The sequence below is a fragment of the Chamaesiphon sp. OTE_20_metabat_361 genome, assembly GCF_031364565.1.
Window position 1 is genome coordinate 1 of sequence record NZ_JANLWO010000835.1, and the last position, 18,931, is coordinate 18,931.

The 18,931-nt window shown below is 47.6% G+C and carries 11 protein-coding genes; 7 read left to right on the plus strand and 4 right to left on the minus strand.

Translation table 11 applies throughout. The annotated features are described in order from the left end of the window. Nucleotides 1–209: 209 nt before the first annotated feature. From RMO35_RS23380 to RMO35_RS23390, 3 genes are all read right to left on the minus strand, one after another. Nucleotides 210–1,607: an MFS transporter gene (locus RMO35_RS23380; protein ID WP_309744853.1), complete on the minus strand. Its 1,398-nt coding sequence runs from the start codon at nt 1,605–1,607 to the stop codon at nt 210–212. A 147-nt stretch (nt 1,608–1,754) separates the two neighbouring features. Next, on the minus strand, nt 1,755–2,978 hold the full coding sequence (locus RMO35_RS23385; RefSeq protein ID WP_309744854.1) for an ABC transporter permease: 1,224 nt from the start codon (nt 2,976–2,978) through the stop codon (nt 1,755–1,757). A 130-nt stretch (nt 2,979–3,108) separates the two neighbouring features. Beyond that, nucleotides 3,109–4,722: an efflux RND transporter periplasmic adaptor subunit gene (locus RMO35_RS23390; RefSeq protein WP_309744855.1), complete on the minus strand. Its 1,614-nt coding sequence runs from the start codon at nt 4,720–4,722 to the stop codon at nt 3,109–3,111. Between the two features lie 621 nt (nt 4,723–5,343). Here RMO35_RS23390 and RMO35_RS23395 point away from each other — a divergent pair. The 7 genes from RMO35_RS23395 to htpG all read left to right on the plus strand — a co-directional run bounded on the left by RMO35_RS23395 (nt 5,344) and on the right by htpG (nt 17,884). Continuing rightward, nucleotides 5,344–6,159 carry a tetratricopeptide repeat protein gene (locus tag RMO35_RS23395; RefSeq protein ID WP_309744856.1) on the plus strand — a complete coding sequence of 272 codons (816 nt, stop codon included), beginning with the start codon at nt 5,344–5,346 and terminating at the stop codon, nt 6,157–6,159. 204 nt (nt 6,160–6,363) lie between these two features. Beyond that, nucleotides 6,364–8,925 carry a DNA topoisomerase (ATP-hydrolyzing) gene (locus tag RMO35_RS23400; protein ID WP_309744857.1) on the plus strand — a complete coding sequence of 854 codons (2,562 nt, stop codon included), beginning with the start codon at nt 6,364–6,366 and terminating at the stop codon, nt 8,923–8,925. 202 nt (nt 8,926–9,127) lie between these two features. Beyond that, nucleotides 9,128–10,306 (plus strand): AGE family epimerase/isomerase, encoded by a 1,179-nt coding sequence (locus RMO35_RS23405; protein ID WP_309744858.1) that lies wholly within the window; start codon nt 9,128–9,130, stop codon nt 10,304–10,306. 278 nt (nt 10,307–10,584) lie between these two features. Further along, on the plus strand, nt 10,585–12,528 hold the full coding sequence (locus tag RMO35_RS23410) for a response regulator (protein WP_309744859.1): 1,944 nt from the start codon (nt 10,585–10,587) through the stop codon (nt 12,526–12,528). 224 nt (nt 12,529–12,752) lie between these two features. Then, the gene (locus RMO35_RS23415) at nt 12,753–14,246 is read left to right on the plus strand and encodes a DUF3492 domain-containing protein (RefSeq protein WP_309744864.1); all 1,494 of its coding nucleotides are present in this window, start codon (nt 12,753–12,755) and stop codon (nt 14,244–14,246) included. Beyond that, on the plus strand, nt 14,243–15,784 hold the full coding sequence (locus RMO35_RS23420; RefSeq protein WP_309744860.1) for a hypothetical protein: 1,542 nt from the start codon (nt 14,243–14,245) through the stop codon (nt 15,782–15,784). Before RMO35_RS23415 ends, RMO35_RS23420 begins: the two co-directional genes overlap by 4 nt. 111 nt (nt 15,785–15,895) lie before the next feature. After that, the gene (gene htpG, locus RMO35_RS23425) at nt 15,896–17,884 is read left to right on the plus strand and encodes a molecular chaperone HtpG (RefSeq protein ID WP_309744861.1); all 1,989 of its coding nucleotides are present in this window, start codon (nt 15,896–15,898) and stop codon (nt 17,882–17,884) included. A 226-nt stretch (nt 17,885–18,110) separates the two neighbouring features. Here the strand turns inward: htpG and RMO35_RS23430 are convergent, their stop codons facing one another. Continuing rightward, nucleotides 18,111–18,929: a bacteriorhodopsin gene (locus RMO35_RS23430; protein ID WP_309744862.1), complete on the minus strand. Its 819-nt coding sequence runs from the start codon at nt 18,927–18,929 to the stop codon at nt 18,111–18,113. Nucleotides 18,930–18,931: the final 2 nt, after the last annotated feature.

An 18,931-nucleotide genomic window follows, 5' to 3' on the forward strand; every position in this document is an offset into this window, starting at 1 on the left:
TGTTGACATCTTCGAGGCGGATGATAATTGGTTTGTCGTCATTCATTGGGATTAGGTTTTAGGTATTGGGCTTTAGGCTTTAGGTTTTAGAAAAATGCGGTAAAGATGTAGGGTGGGCACAGTTCGGCTATCGCTCACTGACCACTGCCCACCAGCTAGGAGTTGCGAGGTTAGTTAGCTCTGTGAATAGGGTTGAGGCGATCGATTAGTTAGTGATGATGGGCGGAGCTGGAGTGGTGATGACTGATATCAGCGTAGGTGTGGGTATGTCTTAATTGTGAATGTAAATGTGGATGTTGATGTATCGGATCTGCTCTCTCTAGATTACCCAGATGTTCGTGCTGATGTGGGAGATCGTGAGTATGAGCGTGAACGTGGGAAAATTCTGGATGGGTGTGGGCAAATCGATCGGGTGCGAGTAATAACTGGACGATCGCGAGTAAGCCAAGACCGATGAGACTACCATACAGAAAAGTCCGATCGGGAAATGTCGTCCCCAGCCAGCCAGCTAGAGGGTACGCTCCCGCCCACCACAGATGACTCCAGGCAAAATGTGCGCCATAAACGCGCCCCTGCATCTCTGTCGGCGTTCGATCGGCAATTAAGGTTTGTAGTGATAGATTGATGAGACTCTGCCCAAATCCCGCGATCGACCACAATAAGATCAGGGGTGCTAATCCGACATAGTTAGCACCGATTAATGACGCACTAATTAACCCGCCACCACCCAAGATCGTCACTATTTTCGATCGATATTGTGGATAAATCCCGATCGCCATCGCTCCAAGCGTCGCACCCAAACCGAAGCCCATCATCACCCAGCCATACTGGACGGCAGTTTGGTGGAGCGTACCTTGCACGTAGTTAACAGTATTGACTAAAATCTGTGCGCCCGCGATCGATGCTACTAACTGCATCATTAAACCATACCGAATCGGTGCATCTGTCCACAGTTTAGCAGTTCCCACTCGAATATCTGCACCAACAGATTGGATCTTCGATCGCGGTTCGGCAGTTACGTCCGCTCGCAAGTTACCCGGTAGAGTAGCAATCAAAATCGCCGCAATAATAAAGCTCAAGCCATCCCAAAAAAATAACTCTCTAGCACCGATAAATAGTGCCAGTACTCCCGCAATTCCCGGCCCAAATACACCTAGAATTTGATAAGTCGTCCCCGATAACGCGATCGCTTGAGGATATTCATCTGCACCCGTTACTAATGGAATCGTCGCTTGATAAGTCGGCGCAAAAAAGGCATTGAAAATATTTAGACCTAATACTAATGCGTAAATTTGCCACACACTATTCACAAATGGTAACAGACACACCAGCAGCATTCGCCCTAGATGAGTAATTATCAAAATCGGCTTGCGATCGAACCTGTCGGCGATCGCTCCTGCCAAAGGTGATAGTAATGTAAAGGCACTCACCCTCAGTGTCAAGGCACCTGCCAACACGATCGGCGCAGATGCACCCGCTAATTCAAAAGCCAAAAGTGCTAAGCCCAACAAAGTCAAAGCATCCCCAAACAAACTAATTGTTTGGGCTGCATATAATCTCCGAAAAACAGGATTATTCAGACAGATAGGCAAGCTAATTTTGTTCACTTTATACTTGAAAGTAACTTATAGCAATCCTAAATGATTCATGAGATTCATTCTTCGGTGCGTTACGCTATCGCGATAACACACCCTACGATATTCTTACAAATCAAATAAGACTGCTATATTATCAATTCTCAATTCTCAATCATCTTACACGCTTCTAAGCGCCTCGATCGGGTCTAGTCTGGCAGCTTGACGGGCGGGAACGACACCAAAGAATAACCCGATGCCACCCGAAACACTCACAGCCAGAATAATTGCTGATGGCGAAATTGCAGCGGTTTTGAGGGGGCTAAAATTGCGGACTAAGACAATCCCGCCAATGCCGATTAAGGTGCCAATAATTCCGCCGACAACCGAGAGAATGATTGCCTCGATCGTGAATTGAGTCAGGATATCATTTTGGGTTGCCCCGATCGCTTTACGCAAGCCGATTTCTTGGGTACGTTCGGTGACTGATACCAGCATGATATTCATCACGCCAATCCCACCGACGAGGAGCGAAATCCCGGCGATCGCGCCCAGCAATAGAGTCAGCGCACCCGTAATCGTGGAGACGATCGTGAGGGCATCTTTTTGATTGCGGACGGTGAAATCATCTTCGCCGACGATTTTATGGCGTTGGCGGAGGAGATTGGTGATTTGAAACTCGGCTGCATCCATGCTTTCACTGTTTTTAGCAGATACCGAAATCAATGATAGCCGCAGCCCGAAAGGTGATGTCCGTCCGATAATCCGTTTGCTCATCGTCGTAATCGGCACGAAGATCGCATCGTCTTGATTGCTACCAAAAGAGGAGCCTTTGCTCTCCATCAGTCCGACGACTTCAAAGCTGACATTGTTGATCCGAATCTGTTTGCCGATCGGATCGTTATTGCCAAATAAGCGTTGGGCGATATCTGTCCCCACCATCGCAATCTGTTTGTCCTGTCTGACATCTTGAGCCGTCACAAATCGCCCTCGATCGACCGCAAAGTTACGCACACTGGGAAAGTCAGCCGTCGTCCCTTGAATGATGGAGGTCGTGGTAACGCTTTGATAACTAACTACAGAAGAGTTCTGTAGCACTGGCGCGACCCCAGCTACTGATGGTACTTGACGCGCGATCGCTCTGGCATCACTGAGTACCAATGTCGGCGGCGTGCCCCCACTGCGAATATTTTGGGCTTTAGGAGAGCCTGGGAGGATGAAGAGGGTATTTGGCCCCAAATTCTTGAATTGATCGGTGGCGAGGGTCTGCGTCCCTTCACCGACGCCGATCATCCCAATTACAGAGGCATTACCAATCACGATCCCCAACATCGTCAAACCGCTCCGCAGTTTATTCGAGATCAGGGTTTGAGTTGCCATTTTTAGGCTTTCGAGGATGTTCATGAGAGTTGGAAGTTGGGAGTTGGGAGTTGGGAGAGAGGGCGACTGGGGAATTGGGGGATTGGGGGATTGGGGGACAGCGAGCTAAATGGGAACGCAGTTCCGCTATTTACTCCCAACTCCCAACTCCCAACTACCCACCCGTCTTATTCCCATCGCCCATCATTTTTTCTTTAAATCCAGCGGGGATATCGATGAAGACGCGATCGCCAGATTTTAAGCCTTCGAGGACTTGGACTTTGTCGCGGACGCTAGCACCGACTTTGATGACTTTAAAGATGGGTTCGTTATTGGCTCCGGGGACGTAGACACCAGTTTGACCGCGTTTGGCGCTAATTGAAACCGTGGGTACGGTGAGCGCGTTATTAGTACGTTTACCGCTGAATATAGTGTTGACGTTCATGCCCGATCGCAAGACTTCTTTACCCGTATCGAGGGCGACGCGGACTTCAAACGAAGTGACGTTTTGCTCGACGACGGCTTCTGGTGCCACCAATCTAACGGTACCCTGAAAAGGCTTGTCGCTGTAGGCATCGGCGGTAATTTCGACTTTTTGACCGACTTTAATTTTGCCGATATCGACTTCAGGTACCTTGGCTTTGACTTCCATATCTTTGGCTAAAGCCACGATCGAAGTAGAAGTCGCCGATGTGCTGGTTGAGGCGGAAGTCGTCGGTGTCACAAATGCCCCAACGCTAGCATAACGCTGGGTAATCAAGCCTGCAAATGGCGCGACGACGGTTGAATCTCGGAGTTGAGAGCTAGCCGATTGGAGCTGAGCATTGGCAACGGCTAATGCGGCGGTTAGTTGGGCGATGTCTTCAGGGCGAGATCCATTTTTCGCTTGCTGATAGGCGGCTTGGGCTTGCTCGACTTGAGCGGCGAGACTGGCAACATCTTCGGAGCGACTACCGAGCTGAGATTGCCGAAGCGCTTGCTGGGCTTCGGTAACAGCCGCTTGGCGTTGGTTGATTTCCGATTGGGTGCTGTTGCGAACTTGTTGAAGTTTTTGTTGAGCGTCGAGGAGATTGGCTCTGGCTGTTTGATAGTCAGCAGTGGCTCGATCGAGTGTATCCTGGGAAACTGCCCCCGATCGGCGCAGCGATCGATTGCGATCTACTTGTGCCTGAGCGAGTTTTAATCTAGCATCATTTGACGACACCTGAGCGGTAGCCTGCTGGATTTGTTGGGGGGCGATCGATCGGCTCAGATTGAGATTGGCTTGGGCTTGGGCGAGTTTTGCCCGTACCTGAGCGGTTTCTTCAGGACGATTGCCATTTTTGGCTTTGTTAAGGTTGGCTTGCGCTTGAGTCAGTTTGGCTTGAGCTTGGGTAATTTCTTCGGCGCGCGTGCCATTTTTCGCCTTGCTGAGATTGGCTTGAGCCTGCTGGACGTTGGCTTGCGCTTGCGCGAAGGCGGCTTGAGCTTCCGCATTTTCCATCTGGGCAATTTTCTGCCCCTGCTGGACGCGATCGCCCTGTTCGACAAATAGCTGAAAGACTCTCCCTGCTGTCTTGGGGCTGATATTTGCCGTCTGGAAGGGAATGACATTACCACTGGCGGTAATTCGATCGGTCAGATCTTGCGCTTTGGCAACCGTGGTATAACGTTCTAGATCGATTTTTGGAGCTGGCTTAAACTGATTAACCGCCACGGTACCGAGTGCGGCAACACCGACGATCGCCGCCGCCACACCAGCGATGGTTGGGAACGGACGTTTGAGATTGTGAATGAAGGGTATTTGCATAGGAGATCGAGGCACACTAGTTCGTTAGTTAAAACTCTCAAATGACTGTTCATTGACTGAGCCGCTCATTCTGGAGTCACGACAATCGGTTGTAATGTCATTGCCAAGTCACCAATCTTTCAACTAGCGCAGAGTGCATGACAAACCCGATCTGCACGATCGAATGCCATCGATGAGAATCGATCTACCAAGCGGGCAAAGCAACGATAACTTTTAATAGTTTTGTTACTTTTATTTACATTAAGTTTAACTCTTCTGTAACAAACATTGCTAGTGCCAAAAGTCATATCCTATGGTGGAGAAAACTCCCATGTGTACGTTCGATCCTGGCACACAGTGACAAAGAGCATCGAGTGCCAAATTTCAACTCCCATCTATTCGGTAACAAGTACGCTAGCCTAGATATGGTATTCTCGCTCACCCATCCATAAGTTGTAGTTGACTTACCGAAAAATTGTGATAGTAGCTGTAGAATCTATCCTATGATGGAATCGACAACTAACGCGATCCTCAATCTGCATCGATTTTGACGATTGTCCACAGCCCTATCGACTATCTACTCAGACATAACTTACTGTGTATAAACGGATCTACCTGCTACTCCTAACTGCTTGCCTAGGTATGACGATCTCGCCCACGATCGCTCACGGTCAAGTATTACTGCCATATGTTCCCACTCAAGATGCCAAATCCTTAGAGAATACTAGTAAGACTTTATTAAGACAAGCAGCCGGATTGGTTCAATTTCAACAATACGAACAAGCGATTCCTCGTGTTGCTCTAGCAACCCAATTAGCACCTAAAAGTCATGAGGCTTGGCTATTTTTGGGTACCTTGTACGTCCAAACTCAAAAATATCAAAAAGGGATCGATTCGCTGCAACAAGCAATCGCCATCAAACCCCAAGATCCAGACACGCTATTCATGTTAGGCTCTGCTTACTTCCAAAAAGGCGACCATCAAAAAGCGATCGACACCATTCAAGCTGGGCTAAAAATTAAGCCGGATAATAATTCCGCTCTCTTCGATCTGGGTAATGCTTACTATAAATTAAATAAGTATCCAGACGCGATCGCCCAATACCAAAAAGCGGTTAAAAAAGATCCTAAATTTTGGCCAGCGATCAATAATATTGGCTTAGTCAATTATGAGTCTGGCGATCTCAACGGTGCCATGCAAAACTGGCAGCGCGCGATCGCCATCGACCCCAAAGCCGCCGAACCCCGTCTGGCAATGGCTGTGGCACTCTTCGTCCAAGGCAAACAAGCCGAAGCATTTACCACCGCCGAAAAAGCGATCGCCCTCGACAGCCGCTACGCCAATATCCAATACCTCAAAGAAAACTTATGGGGTGATAGACTGCTCAATGACACCCGCAAACTGATTCAGACTCCCAGAGTTAGGGATTTTATTACTAAGGCTCCGGCTAGAGGGTAGGGGTCAGTGGATAGTGGATAGTGAATAGTGAATAGCGAACATAGAGAATGCTTGCATTCTAACTTCTATCCACTATCCACTATTCACTATTCACTATCCTTTACTCTAGTAATTGTGTATTATTATTTTGCAGTCTAGTCCGATTGCGAACAGTTTGTGGCAGACTGAGATTAACTTAAGCGATCGATATAGGCATTTGAACTCATGGTAAAACAGCTAGATCTGCTAGGTACAGATAAAATTATTCCGATCGATCTGCCGTCAGAGATGCAGCGATCGTACCTAGAATACGCCATGAGTGTGATCGTGGGGCGGGCATTGCCCGATGTCCGCGATGGACTCAAACCAGTGCATCGGCGGATTATCTACGCGATGCACGAACTCGGATTGACACCAGACAGACCGTATCGCAAGTGCGCTCGCGTAGTCGGGGATGTCTTGGGTAAATATCATCCCCACGGCGACCAATCGGTCTATGATGCCCTGGTGAGACTCGTTCAGGACTTTTCGACCCGTTATCCGCTCTTGGGCGGACACGGCAATTTTGGCTCGGTAGATAACGATCCGCCAGCGGCGATGCGGTACACCGAGACGCGGCTAGCCTCGATCGCGCATGAAGCTCTATTAGGGGAAATCGGCACCGCTACGGTAGACTTTATCGGCAACTTCGATAATTCCCAGCAGGAGCCGACAGTTTTACCCGCTCAAGTGCCTTTACTACTGATCAACGGCTGTAGTGGGATTGCCGTCGGGATGGCGACGAATATCCCCCCGCACAATCTCGGCGAAGTTCTCGATGGGGCGATTGCCCTAATCGATAAACCCGATCTCCCCGATGCTAAATTATGGGAACTGATTCCCGGCCCAGATTTTCCCACTGGGGGCGAAATTATGGGTGTCGAAGGCATCCACGATGCTTATCGGACGGGGAAAGGGATTATCACCGTGCGGGGGATTTCCCATGTGGAGGTTGCTAGCGTCCAAGCGAAGCTCACCAAGTCCAAAAAACGCCGCGATTCGCTAATCGTGACCGAACTTCCGTTTCAGGTTAATAAAGCCGCCTGGATCGAAAAAATTGCCGAACTAGTCAATGCAGGCAAAATCGACGGTATTGCCGACTTGCGCGATGAAAGCGATCGGGAAGGGATGCGCGTCGTCATCGAGATCAAGCGCGATAGCGAACCCAGTCATGTCCTCGACCAGCTCTATCGCCAAACTGCCCTTCAGAGCAACTTTGGGGCGATTATGCTGGCAATTGTGGAAGGTCAACCCCGTCAATTGAGTCTCAGACAACTGCTGGAAGAATTTCTCAAATTCCGCGAAATCACGCTCACGCGTCAGTATGGCAATGAACTCGAACAAGCCCAAAAACGGGTACATACCCTCTCGGGACTGCTCACCGCGCTAGACAATCTCGATGCGGTGATTAATATCCTCCGCAATGCGCCGGATGGCACTACCGCTAAAGCGATCTTTCAGACCGAATTAGAGCTTAGCGATGTCCAAGCAGATGCCATTTTATCAATGCCGATGCGGCGATTGACTGGCTTAGAAAAGAAAAATATTCAGACCGAATTTGAGGAACTCAATACCAAAATTGCGCGTTTAAATAATCTCTTGCTCGATCGCACCGAACTACTAAAATCACTCAAAAAAGATCTGCGATCGCTCAAGCGCAAATTTAGCGACGAACGGCGCTCTAAGATTACCAGAATCGATCTGCCCAAACTGGATCGAGCTACTGCTAGTCGCATCACTGCTACCAAAACTAAACCGACAGAAGGCTTGCCAGCCGAAGATCGCCTCTCTGCAAAAGAGCGGAAAATTCGATCGCTGCCCGCGACTCAACTCCAAATTGTCGAAGCCGAACCCACTCAATCCACCACCGTCGAAATTACTCATCAAGGCTACATTAGAAGACTCGGTAAAACTGGTGCCAAACTCAATCCTCAAAGCCAAGATTTCATCACCAAAACGTACCAAACTAACACTGATGAAGAACTTACCCTAATTACCACTGACGGCAAAGCTTATCCGCTCAAAATTCGCGATATTCCGCCCACCCTGGGTAACGATCGCGGCACGATCCTCACCAGCCTGATTCCCGCGCTCCAAGACACCGACACCACCGAGCAAGTTATCTATACCCTCCCCGCACCTGGCGAAACCAGCGACGATCTCCAGCAACTGCTCCTGCTCACCAACCAAGGCAAAATCAAACGCATCCTCCTCCAAGAGCTAAGTGGGCTAACAAATCGCGGTACCACCCTGATCAAACTGCGGGAAGATGACAAACTGCACACCATCACCCCCCTCACCAACCAGCGGGAAATCATCATCGCGACATCTGGCGCACGCATCCTTCGGCTGGCACTAGCCTCCGAGCAGATCCCCCTGATGGGGAGGGTATCCCAAGGCATCCAAGCGCTCAAAGTCGGTGCGAGAGAACGGATCGTCGGCTGTATCCCCGCCAATAGCACGGATGAGCTGATCCTCGTTACCCGTTATGGCTATGCCAAACGCATCCCCATTTCGACGATTCGGATCGTCCAAACTGGGAATATGGGCACCCATGCCATGCAATTTGCCATCAAAACCGATAGCCTGATCTACCTCAATCTCCCCCCCGCAGCCCTCGATCTGGTAACTACTACTCAACGTCATGAAATCGTGCCGATCGATCGCATCCAAACCTATGGCAAGGATGGCACTGGCGACAAGGTACTCGATCTTCAGTCAGATGAAGAGATAATGTTAGTAAATTAAAATTTACTAGTGGATAGTGAATAGGGGATAGGGAATAGGGGATAGTAAAATACAATTTGGAGGGTGGGCAGTGTCTTGTTTCGCTCAATCTGGAGGGAACCTCCAGAGCGCGAACCGCTGCCCACCATCTAGGTTTCAGGCATTATCACTACATTTTTCGCTACTCCCTATCCCCTATTCCCTATCCCCTATCCCCTAAACCATGAACTACGATTTTCAGGAATTAGCAAAACTCTACAAAGATACCCTGCTCGATAATGTCATCCCATTCTGGGAGCAAAACTCGATCGATTGGGAGCAAGGCGGCTACTTTACATGTCTCGATCGAGCGGGTAAAGTCTACGATACCGATAAGTTTATCTGGCTGCAAAACCGTCAGGTGTGGACATTTTCGATGTTGTACAATCGCGTCGAGCAACGCAGTGAGTGGCTCAAAATTGCCGGACATGGGGCGAGCTTCCTTGCCGAACACGGACGCGATCCCCAGGGTAATTGGTATTTTGCCCTCGATCGAGCCGGACAGCCCCTCGTACAGCCTTATAACATCTTCTCTGACTGCTTTGCGGCGATGGCATTTAGTCAATACGCGCTCGCCGATGGCGAACCTTGGGCAAAAGAGGTCGCCCTCCAAGCCTATCAAAATGTCTTACGCCGTAAGGACGATCCCAAGGGTCGATATAATAAAACTTACCCAGGGACTCGATCGCTCAAATCCCTCGCCGTGCCAATGATTTTGGCAAACCTCACCCTGGAAATGTCCTGGTTGTTGCCCAGTGAAGAACTCGATCGGGTTTTGGATCTGACTGTGCAGGAGGTAATGACTGATTTCCTTGACCCACAGAGCGGTCTGATGTACGAAAATGTGGTGCCAGATGGCAGTCAGAGCGATTGTTTCGAGGGTCGATCGATCAACCCCGGACATGGGATCGAAGCGATGTGGTTTATCATGGATATCGCCAATCGCCGCCAAGATCGCGACACGATCGATCGAGCTGTCGATGTCGTCTTAAATATCCTTAATTTTGCCTGGGACGATCGCTATGGCGGTTTATATTATTTTATGGATGCCGACGGTCATCCCCCCCAGCAGTTGGAATGGAATCAAAAACTGTGGTGGGTGCATGTAGAAACGCTAGTGGCGCTAGCAATGGGTTATCGCTTGACTGGTAGGGCGGCCTGCTGGGATTGGTATCAAAAAGTTCATAAGTATACGTGGAAACACTTTGCCGACCCCAATGGTGGTGAGTGGTTTGGCTATCTCGATCGCCAGGGCGAAGTATTGTTAGATCTCAAGGGCGGTAAATGGAAAGGTTGTTTCCACGTTCCCCGCGCTCTATTGATGTGCTGGCATGAGTTTGAAGCGTTAGCGAAGCAGGTTTGAATCTTCCGCCACATGGCTGAAAAAAGCCCCGCTGTGACATTATCCCGATCGATAATTAGCTACTTCGAGTAAATTAGGACAGCGATCGTCTCGATCTGCAAGATGTTATAAAAAATACTGAGCTAGCGATCGTAATTTCCGTAGCTCGATCTGTTCAAATTTGTAATAATATTGATATACAACTTATCGAAATATATTTTCATCCGGCTAAGACTGTTGACTCACCGAATAAATGAGTCAAAGTCGGTAATAAGTATCACAAATCTAAGGAATTAGTCATGATTCGCATTCTCCTGGTGGATGACCAGAAGAGCATTCGGGAACGGCTGAAGTCTCTACTCGAAACCGAGCCGGACTTTGACATCGTGGGAATGGTAGATAATGGCTATGATGCGATCGAGCAAGTCAAATTACTCCTGCCCGATGTCGTGCTCATGGATATGGAGATGCCCGATATCGATGGTGTCCTGGCAACCAAAATTATCTCCCACAGCTCGCTCAAAACCAGAGTCCTCGTGCTCAGCAGTCATGACAGCGATGAATATGTCGCCGATTCGATCCAGGCTGGTGCCAATGGCTATATTCTCAAAGGTGCCCCCGCACAGGAAATTTGTGATGCCGTCCGGTTTGTCAATCGGGGCTACATGCAGATCGCGCCCGGTTTATTTGAAAAATTTATTCCCAATCAGATCGATCTTGGGGTGCTAGAGTGGAAGCCGCGCAGCGGTCAAATGCCCTTGAGTCGGCTCGATTATCCCGGTGGCTTGGAACTGACGGGCATCAATAAACCGCCGAGCACCGCGATCGTTCCTGGCAGCGAATTCGATCAACCTTCAGAGCTGATTTTAGATATTACCGCATTGGGTCGATCGCGTAAATCGATCGGGTGGTATCAAGCCGCTGCACTGGTACTCGCTGGGTTGGGGTTGACATGTGCGCTCTATCTACTCCGCCAAAGTCTCAATCAACCTGCCGCTACCCCCGATCCCAAAGACCGCGCTCGACAGTTGCACGATCTCCCATTTGTCGGCAAAATCGAACCGCTACACATCACCAAAATCGATGCGACGATCCCTGGAATCGTCTCAGTACTGCCGATCCAGCTCGGGCAGACAGTGCGGGCTGGCGATCGATTATTGACCATTCGGAATATCGATGCCGAACGTAATAATCAAACCAAAATGCTCCAACAGCAACAGCTCGATGCCGAACGACAGCAAGCCATCATCCAGCAAGCCAACCAGCAACAGCAGCAAGTCAACCAACAGCAACAACTCCTTCAGGGAGAGCGCCAAGCAGCCATCGGACGCATTAACACCATCCAAATCGCGATCGCCAATTATCAGCGGCAGATTGCCCCGTTACGCCAACAGCTAGCGGCAGCTAACGTGCGGGCAAATGTCGTCGCCACTCAGCCAGCTCAACTGCCCCTGCAACAAAAACGCGCAGCCATCAACCGCGCTCAAGCAATTTATGAGCAAGCATTGACAACATCCGAGCGACTGGCTCAGTATCAAAGTCAAGGGGCGATCTCTCAAGAACGACTCGAACAAGCCCAAAAAGAGCTGACAGTCGCTAAATCTGACCTCAGTATCGCCCGAGCGGATTATGATAGTCTAGTCGCTGCCGCCCGCGTTGCCACCGAGCGACAAACCGTGCAGACACAATCGACACAACTCCAGCAACAACTTACACTCACCGAACAAGCCGGACAACTGCAACAACTCCAAGCGCAACTTCAAGCTGCTCGCGCCGATCTTCGCCAGATCGAGACAAAATTGCAGCAACTGCCACAAGTGTTGCCCGGTAGTCGGGTGGCTAGTCTACCAGTCAATCGTAAACCAGTCCTCGAACCCACCAAAATTGATATTACCGCACCGATCGCGGGCACGGCGATCGACATCCCGGTTGCGGTCGGCGATCGAGTATTTTTGGGAAGTAAGTTGATGAGTATTACCGATCCCAAAAAACTCAAGATCGGCGTGGAGTTGGAGCCACAACAAGCCGCCTTATTAAAGCCCGGACAACGAGCGCTCGTCAAGGTGGGTAACGCTTTGAACAGTCAAGAACTAGTCGCTTTAGTTACTAGTATTGCGCCTCCACTCGTTGGCGCTACCTCTCCCGTAGAAAATCGATCGACCCAGCGAATCGAAGTCGAATTCACCAATCCCCAGCCAACGATCGCGATCGGTCAAACTGGTACTGTTTATTTCCCCAAATAGAGTTAATATTTCACAAAGATTGCTCCTTAGTAAAGCTGTCAGCCAGTTTATTTTAGATACTAGAACCACCGTTAAACATTGCGGTGGGCATTGCCCACCCTACTACTTACTCCTAATTACCAAAACTATCCACTATTCACTATCCACTATTCACTAAAACACTATTAACTTTGTTTTAATGCAAAATGTGAGATTATTAATTATCAATGAGGTCTTGCATTTTGATGACAACCGAAGGAACTTACCCATTTTTGGGTGGGGGCGTGAGTACTTGGTGTCATGAATTAACCACGCAGATGCCAGAAGTAGATTTCAAGATTTTGGCGATCGTTGCCAATCCCTATCTACCCCAACAATACCAACTAGCACCCAACGTCACTCAACTACTCAAAGTGCCGCTGTGGGGCACGGAAGACCCGATCGAATACGGATGGCGATTTCCCTTTTCACGCGCCCTCAAGAGCAAAATTGCCACTACTGGGACGGTTATCGATCGCCGCTTTATCCCCATTTTCGAGCAGCTATTAATGGGGATTCTTTCGCCAGAGGTGATGGATATCCACACCCTGGGGCAGACATTTGTTGCCATCCATAAATATTTTCTGCGGTACGATTATCACAAGACGATGATGTCGATCGAAGTGTGGAAGTGTTTTCAAAAACTAGTCACTACAGGTTGGCAATCCCAGATCGAGACCAATCGGATTACTTTAGGTGAGATTACCGAAACGCTGCGATTGCTATATCGATTATTTATTCCGTTGAATGTCCCGATTCCGATGGTCGATACGATTCATTCCTCGGCTGCTAGTTATTGTGGATTACTCGGCGTAATTGGAAAAATCGAATATCGGATTCCCTATCTATTGACCGAGCACGGTACGAATATTCGCGAACAATATCTAAATTTACGCACCTCGATTCCGTCGGTGTTTGTCCGCCGCTTTTTGCATTATCTAGTTAGCGCGGTAGTCAAATTAAATTATCATTTTGCCGATGTTGTGGCTCCAGTTTGCAAATATAATACTCGCTGGGAAGGATGGTGGGAAGTACCGCCAGAGAAGATTAAAGTCATTTATAATGGTGCCGATCCGCAGAAATTTAAACCTCAACAATTGCCAGATCGCCCCAATATTCATCCAATAGTAATTAATATGGGTCTGATTTTTGCACTGAAGGGACAGTTGAATCTGATCGAAGCAGCGGCGATCGTCTGCAACAAGTTTCCCGATGTTGAATTTAAGCTTTATGGTAAACCTTCAGATCCAGATTATTTTGAGCGCTGTCAGCAAAAGATCGCCGAACATCAATTAGAAAATAACGTTAAGTTTGCAGGCTTTACCAGCGAGCCGTGGCAGGTATATAGCGCAGCAGATCTAGTAGTCATGTCGAGTATTTCGGAAGGTTTTCCCTATGCAGTTATCGAAGCAATGTTGTGTGGAGCGGCAATCGTGGCGACTGATGTCGGCGGTGTGGCAGAGGCTTTGGGCGATACCGGATCGATCGTCCCCGCCAATCATCCCGTCGAGCTAGCTGAAGCCATCGTCCAGATGCTCAGTTTAACACCAGCACAACGCACCGCGATCGGTCAGAAGTCTCGCGATCGTGCCTTGGATTTATTTACCCTCAAAAAGTGCGTTCAAACTTATTTCGAGCTGTATCAGCAATTGATTCGGCAAGCGAGAATTTCAGAACTAAAACTGCATGGTAAGCTATGACCACTCATTCTCTCCAAAATTTAATCGATTCAATTTATATCAACTATCCTAATGTTTGCGATCCTTGGGAAATTGTCGCGATCGTCGAAGCTTTAGGATATACCGATAAAACGATCGCGACTGAATTTGGCTGTCCGAATGCCTTAGTACTCGGGCAATTTATTTATGCCCAACGCGAGCAGTTTCCCTATGTCGATGCTGCAATTTATGTCCCCAAGCCAGCGCTGAAATTTAGTGAGAAGTTTAATATATTCATCACTCAATTTTCACATAGCTTTGTTTATACCATTCCATTTATTATTCTCCTCGTCCTCAATTACTGGCCGATCGATAAAAGGATGGACTTTTTACCACCAGCGTTAAATACGCTGTTTGGATTCGTCACGATGGCAAGTCTGATTACGAGTAGCGGCTTTGTCCAGATGATTACGAGGCGGGGTTTGTTTTACATGGGATTAAAAGATCCGGTTCAAGCTAATCGGATCTGTAATTCAATTTTGTCGATGGGAATTTTTACCACTATTTTACTAACTTCGCTTGGTATTATCTTTGGATTCTATCAGGGAGTTACGACCGATCGATATATTATTATTGCTGGTCTTTATTACATTATTCTTAGTACGATCTGGATGTTGTTTGCGATCGTCGGACTTCAGTATCGATTTGCCGCTCCAGTCATCCTGATTGGGATTACCTGTTGCTTTTTTATATTTAGAGTATTTATCGAGTTAAGTGCTTTAGAAGCTCAGATATCAACCATTGCGATCGCTTTTATCTCGCTATCAGTTCTATGGATATTCACCCAGATCGAAGCACGAGCAATTAAGCCGAAATTTGGCGACCTAGTCCGTTTACCACATCTGAGCATTCTAATTTATTTATTGATCCCATACTTTTGTTATGGCATCACTTATTTTGGATTTATCTTTGCCGATCGGCTAGTCGCAAACATTACTACTGCCGGACACTTTGCTATTATTTCTGGTAACAATCTCGCATATCAAAATAGTATGGATTTAGCATTGTTAAATCTCCTACTGATCGTTCCCCTGGTCGAATATTTTAGTTATAACTTAATTACATATTGGTACGAGCTTGCCAAACATATGACTCTAGCTGAAGTAGATAGTCTATCTTGGCAACTGCAAAAAAAATACTGGTCGTCCATTGGGCGAATTCTCCTGTACTTTGGAGTGTTGATGTCTATGACACTAATGTTGCTGTCGATCTTACATCGCAGTCAGAATGATAACATTTTGACAATAGTTGCTGGGTTAGGATATTTATTATTTGCGATCGGTCTATTCAACACTTCGATTTTGCTGAGTCTCAATCGGCTGCGCGATGTCTTAGGAATTCTAGCCACAGCAATGGCAATCGACTTTATCAGCGGTTATTTACTCGGTAGTTTATTTGGCATTTATCTAGCCGTCATCGGACTCATTATCGGCGGACTTATTTTCGCGATTAAGTCTACCAAAAAAACGCTCACAGCAATCGATCGCGCCGAATACTGCTACTTTTACAGTGGATATTGATCTACCCTATCCCATATCCCCTATGAAGAGGTACGGAAATCCCGAAAAGCTACACACACCCGATCGCCATACAATGCTGATAACAAAACATAAGTAGCGATCGATAGCAATATGACAGTGCTAGAACAAGGTAACATCACCATCCATACCGAGAATATCTTTCCGATCATCAAGAAATCTCTGTATACCGACCATGAAATCTTCCTCCGCGAACTGATCTCCAACGGTGTCGATGCCATTGGTAAGCTCAAAATGGTGTCCTTCGCGGGCGAATTTAGCGGTGAAATCGGCGAACCTGCGATCCAGATCGCGATCGACAAGGACAAAAAAACACTGTCGATCTCCGATAATGGGATCGGGATGAGTCTAGATGAAGTCAAAAAATATATCAATCAAGTTGCTTTTTCGAGTGCCGAAGAATTCATTCAGAAGTATCAAAAAAATAGCGACCAACAAATTATCGGGCACTTTGGATTAGGATTTTATTCTTCGTTTATGGTGGCGAGCCTAGTTGAAATCGACACCCTCTCTTGTCGTGATGGCTCGACGGCGGTACACTGGTCTTGCGATGGGTCGCCTAGCTTTGAAATTAGCGAATCGAGTCGGACAGAGCGCGGAACGACGATTACGCTGACGCTCCAAGATGAGGAAGCTGAATATTTAGAACCAGCTCGAATCAAGCAATTAGTCAAGACTTATTGTGACTTTATGCCAGTGGCGATTTCGCTCGACGGCGAAGTTATTAATAAGCAAAAGGCACCCTGGAAAGAATCACCCCAGAATTTAACAAAAGAAGATTATCTCGAATTTTATCGTTACTTGTATCCCTTTGAAGAAGACCCCTTGCTGTGGGTGCATCTGAATACCGACTATCCCTTTGCGCTCAACGGGATTCTGTACTTCCCCAAATTGCGCCCAGATTTGGATCTGACCAAGGGACAAGCTAAACTGTTTTGCAATCAGGTATTTGTGAGCGATCGCTGCGATGAAGTGATTCCCAAATTCTTGCTACCATTGCGGGGCGTTATCGACAGTACCGATATCCCGCTCAACGTGTCTCGGAGTGCGCTGACTAGCGATCGCACCGTCCGCCGGATCTCTGATTATATCTCCAAAAAAGTCGGCGACAGGCTCAAAGAACTCTATCACGACGATCGCGAGGCTTATACCAAAGGCTGGGAGGATCTCAGCACCTTCATCAAATTTGGCTGTCTGAACGATGATAAGTTCAAAAAGCAAATCGAAGACATCATCATCTATCGCACCACCTTTACGGCTCCCCCAACTGCACCTGAAGGCACGGCAGAGGGCGATGATGCTTGGCAATCTGCAACGCCAAGTTTGCCTTATACAACTCTCAATGAGTACTTAGAGCGCAACAAAGAGCGTCACGCCAAATCAGCGCCAGCGACGACGGAAGGTCAAAACGAACCGAAGTACGAAAATCGCGTGTTCTACGCCACCGATGAAGCCAGTCAAGCACCCTATGTCCAACTCCACAAGGGTCAAGGTTTAGAAGTGCTATTCCTCGATTCATTCATCGACACCCACTTCGTTAGTTTCCTCGAACGCGAACATAGCGATATCAAATTCTCGCGCGTCGATGCCGAATTAGATAGCAGCCTAATTCAATCGGATGATACACCCGAAATCATCGATCCAAATACCAATAAAACTCGCAGCGAGCAGATTCAAGAAATCTTCACCACCGCGCTCAATAAACCCCAAGTCACCATTCGTACCGAATCACTCAAAGGTGATAACGCGCAATCCACACCCCCGGCAATGGTATTGTTGCCTGAATCTACCCGGCGGATGCGTGAAATGATGGCAATGATGCAGCAACAAATAGCTGAATTTCCAGACGAACACGTTTTGGTAGTCAATACCGCGCATCCACTGATTCAAAATCTGGCAAATATCAACAAAGGATCGATCGTCGGAACGGAGGGAACTTCGCCAAATCAGGCGCTAGTTAATCTTGTCTGTCATCACATCTACGATCTAGCTTTAATGGCTCAAAAAGGGATTAATGCCGATGGGATGAATGCCTTCGTAGAACGTTCCAATCAGGTGTTAACTCAGTTAACCGAACGATAAATAATTAAGTATCTAATGGTGGGCATTTTGCCTACCATTAGAGAAATGTAGTAATCCCAGATGATTTACTAGAATCTCTACTTTACTCTCTGCGCTCTCTGTCTCGATCTGCAAACCGTCAGGGAACAAAGGCGTGCGTGCATCGCTGCGTCTGTGCGGTTAAAACAATATTTACCTTAGATCTTACAATTGACTCAGGATTGCTAGAGTAAAACTCAAGCTAGCCCTATAATTGACTAGTTTTTTTACGTCTCGATCGAGACACCGAATTCTTCCAAACTTCACCCACATTTTGGAATTGTAATACTCGATTCTCCAAGGGAGAGGCTACGCCAACGACAGTACGATCCATACCAGTTTCTGACTGGCGATTTTGCAATCCTCTCAATCCATGTAAGTCGAGGAAGCTAAAGCCAACCTTGGAGAAAAAAGGCAAAATACAAAATAGCATGGTATCGATATCTTGACTTATTAATCTCAGACCAGAAGATCCAACGAGCCAGAGCAATGGGTAGCCAATCCACAATACTGTAAAGTAGGTTATCAACTTTTGATAGAGCCTAGCTAAATCTCTGCCTTGACTGTTGGCGATCGATCTCAATGGTACCCAAATCCCCCACAACACTACCAGGAATGCTACCGTACCGCAAATATACCACAGGTATCTTATCCAGTTTTGAGCAGAAAGTTCGGCAATTAGCCCCGTCGCAATTACTACGATCTGTGTACTCATCAAAAAGCCAATCAGAGTCCAATCTTTTTTGACAAACTGCATTGCCGTCCAAGATAACGTCAGTAGTAATAACGGCGTAGTCACCATCCAATCGATATAGCGGGCATAATGAACGATGCGTCCGGCAACTTCGACTTTACCTTGACCTAATGCCATTGACATGTATGCCAGTCCCGACCAAATGGGGATAAATATTGCCACTAAATATTCAGACTGAGGAACACTTTTGGGATTGCGGCTCAAAGACCAAAAGTACAGAGCACCAGTAGTCATGGCAGCTACATATATCCAATGTGAAGTTGCCGGACGCATCG

What these genes read in the sequence shown, in the direction of transcription:
- RMO35_RS23385 (WP_309744854.1), bottom strand. Translation starts at nt 2,978, where the DNA reads ATGAACATCCTCGAAAGCCTAAAAATGGCAACTCAAACCCTGATCTCG.
- RMO35_RS23390 (WP_309744855.1), bottom strand. Translation starts at nt 4,722, where the DNA reads ATGCAAATACCCTTCATTCACAATCTCAAACGTCCGTTCCCAACCATC.
- RMO35_RS23395 (WP_309744856.1), top strand. Translation starts at nt 5,344, where the DNA reads ATGACGATCTCGCCCACGATCGCTCACGGTCAAGTATTACTGCCATAT.
- RMO35_RS23400 (WP_309744857.1), top strand. Translation starts at nt 6,364, where the DNA reads ATGGTAAAACAGCTAGATCTGCTAGGTACAGATAAAATTATTCCGATC.
- RMO35_RS23405 (WP_309744858.1), top strand. Translation starts at nt 9,128, where the DNA reads ATGAACTACGATTTTCAGGAATTAGCAAAACTCTACAAAGATACCCTG.
- RMO35_RS23410 (WP_309744859.1), top strand. Translation starts at nt 10,585, where the DNA reads ATGATTCGCATTCTCCTGGTGGATGACCAGAAGAGCATTCGGGAACGG.
- RMO35_RS23415 (WP_309744864.1), top strand. Translation starts at nt 12,753, where the DNA reads ATGACAACCGAAGGAACTTACCCATTTTTGGGTGGGGGCGTGAGTACT.
- RMO35_RS23420 (WP_309744860.1), top strand. Translation starts at nt 14,243, where the DNA reads ATGACCACTCATTCTCTCCAAAATTTAATCGATTCAATTTATATCAAC.
- htpG (WP_309744861.1), top strand. Translation starts at nt 15,896, where the DNA reads ATGACAGTGCTAGAACAAGGTAACATCACCATCCATACCGAGAATATC.
- RMO35_RS23430 (WP_309744862.1), bottom strand. Translation starts at nt 18,929, where the DNA reads ATGCGTCCGGCAACTTCACATTGGATATATGTAGCTGCCATGACTACT.